Below are 8777 nucleotides of genomic sequence, written 5' to 3'. Positions count from 1 at the left end.
CAACACACAACAAACCAAACCCAACCCAACCCAACCCAACCCAACCCAACCCAACCCAACCCAACCCAACCCAACCCAACCCAACCCAACCCAACCCCTAGCCAGCTCCCTGACATCCTCCTCCGCCGCTCGTCTAGCCAAAAAAAGTTTAAAAGGACAATTTAAAGACTTGTCTTTTATATATCCTCACTCATACAATAGGAGAAGATAGGAAGTAAGACCTTAGGATTGGGGCGCTGTGTGATGCGTTTTAAAGATGTTTTTTCTATCATCGGTCCGTCGATGATTGGTCCCTCCTCCTCGCATACTGCTGGTGCGATTCGGTTAGGCCGCGTGGCGAGGCAGCTCCTTGGCGAACTTCCGCAGAAAGCGGAAATCACGCTATACGGGTCATTCGCCGATACGTATCGCGGGCATGGTACGGATCTCGCATTGATCGGGGGGATTTTGGATTTTGAAACGGATGATCCTCGTATTCCTCAAGCGGCCGAAGAAGCGGAAGCGTTAGGTGTAACTGTTGCTTTTCACATTAGTAAAGATAAAGCCGATCATCCGAACACGGTGGGGATTGTACTTACCGCAGAATTGCGGAAAGTTAGCATGAGGGGGGCTTCGATCGGAGGCGGCAATGTTGAGATTATTAATGTGGATCAATTTGACGTGAAATTCACTGCGAATTATCCGACATTGGTTATCTCCCATCATGATCGGCCAGGAATGATCGCAGATATAACCACATTATTAGGAAGCAATCTAATCAATATAGGATTCATGGATTTGGACCGAAAAGGGCGCAATAAAGAAGCGATGACGGTTATCGAGACGGATGCCGCTATCTCAGATGAGCTTGTTGAGAAGCTTTTACGTCTAAACATGATCACCGACGTTAGAAAAGTGGATCTTGCAGAAAGAGGCGACGAATGAGATTCCGGACATTAAAGCAACTAGCTGACGTTTGTGCGGCGGAAGGCTTGACGATTGCGGAAGTGATGCTGGCTGATCAAAGTCATGAGTCAGGAAAGCCGCCGGAGTATGTGTTTGGCAAAATGCGAGCGTATTATCAAATTATGAAAGAGGCCGTGACCAAAGGGTTGACCGAAGACACGACCTCACGTAGCGGATTAACAGGGAAGGACGCTCAGCGCGTAGCCTCCTATCTCACGACCACGGAAGCATCACTCGGTGAAGAAGCCTGTAAAGCGATGGCCTATGCCCTTGCCGTCTCGGAAGTCAACGCGTCGATGGGGCGGATCATTGCTACGCCGACAGCTGGTTCATGCGGGATCATTCCAGGGGTGTTTATTAGTTCGCAGCAGCGTTTTGGCTGGGAGGATGATCATTTGGTCAAAGGGTTGCTATGTGCCGGGGCCATCGGGTATGTGATCGCCAACAATTCTTTCGTTTCTGGTGCCGAAGGCGGATGCCAAGCGGAAGTCGGCTCAGCCATTGGGATGGCTGCTGGCGCACTCGTTGAGCTGCGCGGCGGCACACCGGAGCAAGCGATGCATGCAGTCGGGCTTGCGCTGAAAAACACGCTCGGACTGATTTGCGATCCTGTCGGAGGTCTTGTAGAAATCCCGTGCATCGTTCGCAACGGCTTCGGCGCGGTAAATGCCATGGCCGCAGCTGATATGGCTTTGGCGGGTGTCCGGTCGGTTATTCCTTCCGACGAGGTCGTCCAAGTTATGTACGAGGTGGGCACGGCGATGCCAGAGAAGCATCGGGAGACAGCAAAAGGCGGCTTAGCTCAGACGCCGACTGGTCGGAAGATTATGAAGGAATTGAACCTAGGGAAGAAAAAGCAACCGTGAAGTCTGTGGGCGACTAAGCCGCAGGCTTTTTGTTTTCACTTCCGACCATTTCGGTATATAGTAGTCATATTGAAGTGGAAAGGAAGAAGACTATGCGCACAACCATGACGATGACAATGACCGAACAACAACAAGGCATTTTTCCAGCTGTCTGTCCCCTAGACTGTCCAGATCAGTGCGGTTTGCTGCTTCATAAAGAAGACGGGAAAATTGTTAAAATAGAAGGCGACCCCGATCACCCCGTGACACAGGGAGCTATTTGTAATAAAGTTCGCAACATGACGGCACGTCTTTACGATGATAAAAGATTACAGTATCCCATGAAACGTGTTGGCCCCAAGGGGGAAGAGGCCTCTTTCCAACGCATATCCTGGGAGGAGGCATTGGACACGATCACCACTCGCTGGAAAGAACTGATCGGCACGGAAGGGCCAGAATCCATCTTACCTTATAGCTTTTATGGCAATATGGGACGGATCGGGACGGAAGGCATGGATCGCCGCTTTTTCCATCGGATGGGAGCCAGCCGCTTGCAGTATTCGATTTGCGAATCAGCCGGCACCGAAGGCTACAAATATACGATGGGCGGCAGCTATGGCACCGATCCTGAGGATACGGTACATGCGAAGCTGATCATCATGTGGGGCATCAATGCCGTCAGCACGAATATGCATCAGGTGATGCTGGCGGAGAAAGCCCGCAAAAATGGCGCACAAATCATCGTGATTGATGCGCATAAGAACCAAACAGGCCGCTGGGCGGACTGGTTCATTCCTATTTTACCTGGCACGGACGCGGCTCTGGCTCTTGGTATGATGCATATTCTGTTCGCTGAGCAGATGACGGATGAGGCATTCTTACACCAATACTCCGTTGGGCACGAGGAACTTAGAGAGCATGTTAAGCAATACGATCCCACCAGCGTATCCGAGATTACAGGTGTGCCTGTGGAGGACATTTATCGTCTTGCTCGACTGTATGGCCAGACTTCGCCTGCTTTTATCCGAATTGGGAATGGGATTCAGCATCACGATAACGGCGGTATGTGTGTGCGGACTATCGCTTGTTTGCCAGCATTAACGGGCCAATGGCTGCATCCTGGCGGCGGCGCGATCAAAGGAAATGGCGCTTATCTAGAGCATAATCTTCCGGCATTGCAACGGCCTGATTTGCGTGCGAAGGAAGCGCGTCTCATTAATATGAACCTGCTTGGCAGTGCCTTGCTCGAGCTAGATCCGCCGATCCACGCGTTGTACGTGTATAATTCCAATCCTGCGTTGGTCGCCCCCCATGCGAATAAAGTCAAAGAAGGGCTGGAGCGGGAGGATTTATTCACCGTCGTGCATGATTTGTTCCTCACCGAGACAGCCAAGTATGCGGATATTGTGCTGCCAGCGACGTCATCTTTTGAAAATACAGACTTCTATCGCTCCTACTGGCATCACTATGTGCATCTTCAGCTGCCTGTGATCGAGCCTTATGGCGAGAGCAAAGCGAATGTTGACGTATTCCGGCTGCTCGCGGAGAAGATGGGCTACGAGGACGAGGCGCTGAGGGACAGTGATGAGGACATGGTTCGTCAGGCATTGAATCATCCTGGAAATCCAGCTTTAGCAGATATTTCGTTCGATGCTTTGTTGGATTCCGGTTTTATGAAGGCAGCGACACTGCCCTTATTTCCCGGGAAACTGCGGACCCCTAGCGGCAAAATCGAACTGTACTCGGCGGAAATGGAGAGTAAGGGCTTTCCAGCGCTACCGACCTATGTGCCGCTTCCCGAAGACAGCGATTTACCTTTTATGTTCATTCCGGCGCCGAATCATAACTTCTTAAATTCAACCTTTGCGCATAATGAGAAGCATGTTCGTATGGAAAAAACGCCGAAGCTGCATATGCATGAAGACGATGCAACTGCTCTGGGCTTGGCCAGCGGCGATTTTGCACGTGTGTGGAACGAGCGGGGAGAATGTGAGCTAGTTGTTGTGGCTGGTCGCGACGTGCGAAGCGGTGTTGTCGTCAGTCAAGGGCTTTGGGCTGATGCACCAGGCAGCAAAACTCGCGTAAATGTGCTAACGCCGGATCGCGTTGCGGATATGGGCGGAGGGGCTACCTTTTTCTCGGGACGGGTAGGCGTAGAAAAATTGAAGTAGCTTGAACCAATAGGCGCGTTATCGCATAGGGTACATTAGGAGATGATGACTGATGCCTATTGAGCAAAAAGCTTACGCCCTCATCGGCAGACCCGTTGGAATATCCCTGATGGATGGTACCGGCGTATCTGGTATTCTGTGCAGTGTACAAGGCGGCTCGATTTACGTAATTGAATATTTATACCATACGCAATTTGCTACAAAGCATTATACGTTCAATCAAGTGAGAGATATTTTGCCATACCCGCAATGTCCACAGCCGTACCCGCCCGTGTTTCCACCGCAGCCGTTGTACTAATTGTTGTGGGAAATCGGTAATCCGCGGTTAATAAGATTAAAAAAAAGCTTGATCAATCCCCTGCAATTTAAGGGGCTTGACCAAGCTTTTCTTCTTTTTAACGGTTATCAATCTTCTCCGGATATAGATCATGATTCATCAAGCGATGTTCTGCCATAGCCTCGTACTTCGTACCTGGTTGACCCCAGTTGCAGTATGGATCGATGGAGATGCCGCCGCGAGGCGTGAACTTGCCCCATACCTCGATATAGCGCGGATTCATCAAGTTGATGAGATCATTCATAATAATATTCATGCAATCCTCGTGGAAATCACCATGGTTACGGAAACTGAACAAGTAAAGTTTTAGAGATTTGCTCTCCACCATTTTGATCTCCGGGATATACGAAATGTAAAGAGTTGCGAAATCGGGTTGACCCGTGATCGGACATAGGCTCGTAAACTCAGGGAAGTTGAATTTTACGAAATAATCACGATTGGGATGCTTATTGTCAAATGCTTCCAGCACGGTGGGGTCATAGCTAAAAATGTACTTGGTGCCTTGATTACCTAAAAGTGTAATCTCTTTCAAATCTTCTTTGCTTCTTCCTGCTGACATGGTAAATCCTCATTTCATAGTTTTTTAGAGAGGGAGTTTGCGAACCTCTTCATTCTAAAAAAAAATGTACCATACTCAGCAGCAAATTGCATCTTTATGATCGATGGGAATAATTCCTTACAAGGAAACGGGTTGCCCTAGCTCAACAGATTTGTAACCTGCCAAGGCGACAATCGTGGAACGCAAGCCATCTTCGCCTGTAATCGGAACCTGTTCGCCATTCAACAAGGCATGAACGAATGATTTCACTAGATAATCATCCATGGAGTCTCCCCAGAAATTCCAGATGCCTTTCCCATTCTCTAGACTATAGAGGTCATTCTTTTGTGCAAAACCATCAATGGATAGGGTTCCTTTGGTACCAACAACCGTCATGGTGACATCTCCCCAAGTAGGGAAGGCGGGGTTACGCGACCAGCTTGTGTCCAATACGCCAACAACACCGTTTGCGAATTTAACATGGATCATCCCGGTATCATCAATGTCCAGTTGTTCGTGAAATAATGTAGCCGCATAGGCATAGACTTCTTTCACCTCAGACTGGGTAAACCAATTCATTAAATCCATGACGTGAACCGTATGATCTAAAAGGGCTCCGCCGCCAGATAGCTCGGCTTGAAGAAACCAGCCGGAAGGAAGTGAGCCGCGATTGGTTCCCTTAATGGCTAAAATTTCGCCAATCTGGCCCTGATCAATGGCTTCTTTCGCTTTAATCACGGATGCCAAGTAGCGGCAAGGAAATGCGGTCATCAGCTGAACGCCGCCCTCACGGCAAGCCGCAATCATTGCTTCCATTTCAGCAAGGGAGATGCCGAGTGGTTTTTCACAAAGCACGTGCTTACCAGACTTCGCCGCTGCAATTGTGATCTCAGCATGACGGGAATTCTCGGAGCAGATCACAACCGCGTCCACATCTGTAGCAAGCAAATCCTCATACTTTTCGTAATAAGGGAGTTCATATTGGCTGATGACTTTATCGACGCGGGTTTGAACTTCGTCAGAAAAGCCGACAACTTCAACATTGGCCAAAGCCCTCAGTGCATTTAAATATGAGTAGGCATGGCCATGAGCAAAACTAATCATTCCGATTTTTAATTTTTTCATGGTGTTTCCACTCCGATCTTTGAGCTCTGTAGCAGCTGAACAGATTGACCTGTTTGGACAGATTCTATCGCAGCTAGCGTAATTTCTAACGCTTTATAGGCATCGCGCGCAGTGACAACTGGCTCTGAGCCTTCTTGAATGCACTTAATAAAATGCGCTATTTCTATATCATAAGGACTTGCGTACCCTGGGCTTTGCGGCACTTCTGCAAAACGACGGCCTTCAGCTTCGGAAGGAGCTTTGACAATTTGCAGGGAGCTGCTCTTCAGACTATCGCTGCGAACGATGCCCTTGCTGCCTGCGATTTCCACCGCGGTTTGGAACGGACCGTGATAGCCCCAGAAAGCTTCCAGATTCGCGACAGCTCCGCTTTCAAATAGCAGCGTAACCAATGCGTAATCGATCCCATTCACAGTTCGGTTCAAGCCGTAGACAGATTTTACTTCACCGAGCGCCCAACGTAAGAAGTCGATATCGTGGATCATGAGATCGGCAATAACGCCTCCACTTTTCTCTGAATCGCTAAACCAAGGTCGAGCATTTCCTGGGTGAGATCCAATACGTTTGGCATGGGCTACACCAACGCGTCCTAGCTTCCCTTGATCAATCGCTTGCTTCATTTGAACGTATTCAGGAAAGAATCGGACCACATGTCCGACAAAAAGCCGAACCCCATGCTGCTCACAGCTACGGATCATTTCTGCGGCATCACCAAGATGTAAAGCTAGCGGCTTTTCACAAATGACATGCTTGCCAGCTTCCGCTGCCTTCAGTGTAAATTCTTTATGTAAATAGCTCGGTACTGTCACGCTGAGGATATCGAAGTCCGTGTCGCGGAGCATGTCCTCGAAGGAGGTGTATGCTTTCGCTCCCGTTTTAAGGGAAAGCTCTTGTGCTAAACTAACATCCAGATCGCAGACGCCTACCAATTGCACATCTGGGATATTCATGTAACCGAGGGCGTGTACGTTCCCCATCCCCCCGCAACCAACTATGGCTACTTTCATGCTACTTAACTCCTCCGTTTCATCTTTCATATTTATTAACTGCTAACTACGTTATATGATATACATATTGCTGCTTATCGGAAATGCGGGCATTTATGCTTTTTATATCCATATTTGTGTTTATTGAAAGTGGGGTGCCTACGTTACATGCAAATTTTTAAAGAACCGATCCCCTATCAAAACCCATTACTCTGCATGAAAGTGTGGAGATTCACGGCTTCGGGTAAAGAAGGGACAAGCTCGGATGTCTGGCATTATCATAAAGAAGTTGAGTTCATTTTGGTCGAGAAGGGAACGCACGAGATTCAGACGCCTAATCATACCTATATCCTTGAAGCTGGGGATGTGGTAGTTATTGGCTCTTCTCAATTGCATAGAGGACGAAAGCTCAGTGACAAGGATCTCAGTTATATCGTGCTTCATATTGATTTCCAGCCCTATTTTGACCCGGCCATGATGATCTACTATCGGCATTTCTTGGAGATTCTCCACCCCTTAGAAAAGCTGAATTACATATTTCAGGAAAACGAAACTGTGAAAAGCGGCATTGCCAGCATTATCTCGGATACCCACGATGAGGTGATGGATAAAAAGAAAGGCTACGAAATCGCCGTTAGTATGCATATTAAACATTTGCTTTTGTTGCTGCTTCGCTATGACACGCGTGAGCTGTTAACTTCACAAGCGCATGTGGATGCGGACGTGGACGTGATTCGATCGCTCGTCACCTATGTGGATGAACATTTGACAGAGAAAATAGACATGGGAGTCGCCAGTCAAATTGCGGGCATGAGCTATTCGTATTTTTCGAAGTATTTTAAAAAGAAGATGGGATCGTCCTTTACGGATTACGTTAATCAAAAACGCATTTCAAAAGCGGAGCGATTGCTTGTGACCGAAAACCGCAGCGTGAACGAAATTGCCGAATCTGTGGGCATCGAAAATATGGCTCATTTCTATGAATTGTTCAAGCGATTCAACGGATGTACGCCGAAACAATATTTGCACAAAATGATGGGGAGAGACGGCCAATTTTCATAAGTGTCCGGTGTATGTAAAAAGAACCGAGTCTGTCCATGGACAGCTTCGGTTCTTCTCCTATTTAAGTATGAATTTAGGATAGCAATTTCAAAAACTCACGCATAAAACCTGGCAAGTCAGGCCACGCATGTCCGCTGACGAGCTTGCCATCGACATGCAGGGTATCTGTCGTATAGTTGGCACCGAGATTCTCCACATCTAATCGACAAGCGTTATAGGCGGTCATAGTACGGCCTTCGAAATAACGATTATCTTTTAAAGCGGCGAACACTTGCGCCCCGTGGCAAATGGAACCGACTGGTTTATTTGCTTCAAGGAAGTGATTAACAATCCGTGGAACATTTTCATTCGAACGAATGTATTCGGGAGCTCGACCGCCAGGAATGATGAGACCATCATACTGACTAGGATCAACATCAGCGAAAGCGATGTGGGAGGGCAGGAGATGTCCAGGTTTCTCGGTATAGGTCTCCCAGTCTTCAACAAAATCGTGAACAACGGTGCGGAGCACTTTTTTGGTGGGTGAAGCAATAATGGCCTCAAACCCTTCCTCTAAAACGCGAAAATAGGGATAGTAAACCTCCAAAACTTCTGCAGCATCACCAGTTAGAATTAAGATCTTTTTAGACATGGTATCACTCCTTGGAAATGGTTGGTAATCCATGTTTAATTATGAACAAACCTCTATTATTTGTATATGGGTGGAAAATGAAAGGAATTGTCGATTGTTGGACATTCAATATACGTCTATAATAGAAATACAGAATT

9 protein-coding genes and 1 riboswitch are annotated in these 8777 nt (G+C 47.8%); of the genes, 5 read left to right on the top strand and 4 right to left on the bottom strand.

Features of this window, described 5'->3' with window-relative positions; translation table 11 throughout:
• Positions 1-243: 243 nt before the first annotated feature.
• The 4 genes from sdaAB (at position 244) to AC58UX_RS10265 (ending at position 4259) form a co-directional block, all read left to right on the top strand.
• On the top strand, positions 244-924 hold the full coding sequence (sdaAB, locus tag AC58UX_RS10280; protein ID WP_497252069.1) for an L-serine ammonia-lyase, iron-sulfur-dependent subunit beta: 681 nt from the start codon (positions 244-246) through the stop codon (positions 922-924).
• The gene (gene sdaAA, locus AC58UX_RS10275) at positions 921-1811 is read left to right on the top strand and encodes an L-serine ammonia-lyase, iron-sulfur-dependent, subunit alpha (RefSeq protein WP_497252067.1); all 891 of its coding nucleotides are present in this window, start codon (positions 921-923) and stop codon (positions 1809-1811) included. The genes sdaAB and sdaAA overlap by 4 nt, the downstream gene beginning before the upstream one ends.
• A gap of 92 nt (positions 1812-1903) precedes the next feature.
• Positions 1904-3961, top strand: a complete 2058-nt coding sequence (locus tag AC58UX_RS10270) for a molybdopterin oxidoreductase family protein (protein ID WP_497252065.1) — start codon at positions 1904-1906, stop codon at positions 3959-3961.
• 52 nt (positions 3962-4013) lie between these two features.
• Positions 4014-4259 (top strand): hypothetical protein, encoded by a 246-nt coding sequence (locus AC58UX_RS10265; RefSeq protein WP_497252063.1) that lies wholly within the window; start codon positions 4014-4016, stop codon positions 4257-4259.
• A gap of 97 nt (positions 4260-4356) precedes the next feature.
• On the opposite strand, the gene queF is transcribed toward AC58UX_RS10265, so the two are convergent.
• From queF to AC58UX_RS10250, 3 genes are all read right to left on the bottom strand, one after another.
• The gene (queF, locus tag AC58UX_RS10260; protein WP_497252061.1) at positions 4357-4857 is read right to left on the bottom strand and encodes a preQ(1) synthase; all 501 of its coding nucleotides are present in this window, start codon (positions 4855-4857) and stop codon (positions 4357-4359) included.
• A 10-nt stretch (positions 4858-4867) separates the two neighbouring features.
• A riboswitch (PreQ1 riboswitch) is annotated at positions 4868-4911 on the bottom strand.
• Between the two features lie 63 nt (positions 4912-4974).
• Positions 4975-5961, bottom strand: a complete 987-nt coding sequence (locus AC58UX_RS10255; protein WP_497252059.1) for a Gfo/Idh/MocA family protein — start codon at positions 5959-5961, stop codon at positions 4975-4977.
• Positions 5958-6968: a Gfo/Idh/MocA family protein gene (locus AC58UX_RS10250; protein WP_497252057.1), complete on the bottom strand. Its 1011-nt coding sequence runs from the start codon at positions 6966-6968 to the stop codon at positions 5958-5960. Before AC58UX_RS10250 ends, AC58UX_RS10255 begins: the two co-directional genes overlap by 4 nt.
• A gap of 195 nt (positions 6969-7163) precedes the next feature.
• On the opposite strand from AC58UX_RS10250, the gene AC58UX_RS10245 reads away from it, so the two are divergent.
• The gene (locus tag AC58UX_RS10245; protein WP_497252055.1) at positions 7164-8009 is read left to right on the top strand and encodes a helix-turn-helix domain-containing protein; all 846 of its coding nucleotides are present in this window, start codon (positions 7164-7166) and stop codon (positions 8007-8009) included.
• A gap of 73 nt (positions 8010-8082) precedes the next feature.
• On the opposite strand, the gene AC58UX_RS10240 is transcribed toward AC58UX_RS10245, so the two are convergent.
• Positions 8083-8640 carry a DJ-1/PfpI family protein gene (locus AC58UX_RS10240; protein WP_497252053.1) on the bottom strand — a complete coding sequence of 186 codons (558 nt, stop codon included), beginning with the start codon at positions 8638-8640 and terminating at the stop codon, positions 8083-8085.
• Positions 8641-8777 lie beyond the last annotated feature (137 nt).

It is taken from the genome of Paenibacillus sp. J22P90 (assembly GCF_059692195.1).
The sequence above is the reverse complement of the archived record's forward strand: the minus strand, read 5'-3'. Positions and strand labels throughout refer to the sequence as shown.

What these genes read in the sequence shown, in the direction of transcription:
- sdaAB (WP_497252069.1), top strand. Translation starts at nt 244, where the DNA reads ATGCGTTTTAAAGATGTTTTTTCTATCATCGGTCCGTCGATGATTGGT.
- sdaAA (WP_497252067.1), top strand. Translation starts at nt 921, where the DNA reads ATGAGATTCCGGACATTAAAGCAACTAGCTGACGTTTGTGCGGCGGAA.
- AC58UX_RS10270 (WP_497252065.1), top strand. Translation starts at nt 1,904, where the DNA reads ATGCGCACAACCATGACGATGACAATGACCGAACAACAACAAGGCATT.
- AC58UX_RS10265 (WP_497252063.1), top strand. Translation starts at nt 4,014, where the DNA reads ATGCCTATTGAGCAAAAAGCTTACGCCCTCATCGGCAGACCCGTTGGA.
- queF (WP_497252061.1), bottom strand. Translation starts at nt 4,857, where the DNA reads ATGTCAGCAGGAAGAAGCAAAGAAGATTTGAAAGAGATTACACTTTTA.
- AC58UX_RS10255 (WP_497252059.1), bottom strand. Translation starts at nt 5,961, where the DNA reads ATGAAAAAATTAAAAATCGGAATGATTAGTTTTGCTCATGGCCATGCC.
- AC58UX_RS10250 (WP_497252057.1), bottom strand. Translation starts at nt 6,968, where the DNA reads ATGAAAGTAGCCATAGTTGGTTGCGGGGGGATGGGGAACGTACACGCC.
- AC58UX_RS10245 (WP_497252055.1), top strand. Translation starts at nt 7,164, where the DNA reads ATGAAAGTGTGGAGATTCACGGCTTCGGGTAAAGAAGGGACAAGCTCG.
- AC58UX_RS10240 (WP_497252053.1), bottom strand. Translation starts at nt 8,640, where the DNA reads ATGTCTAAAAAGATCTTAATTCTAACTGGTGATGCTGCAGAAGTTTTG.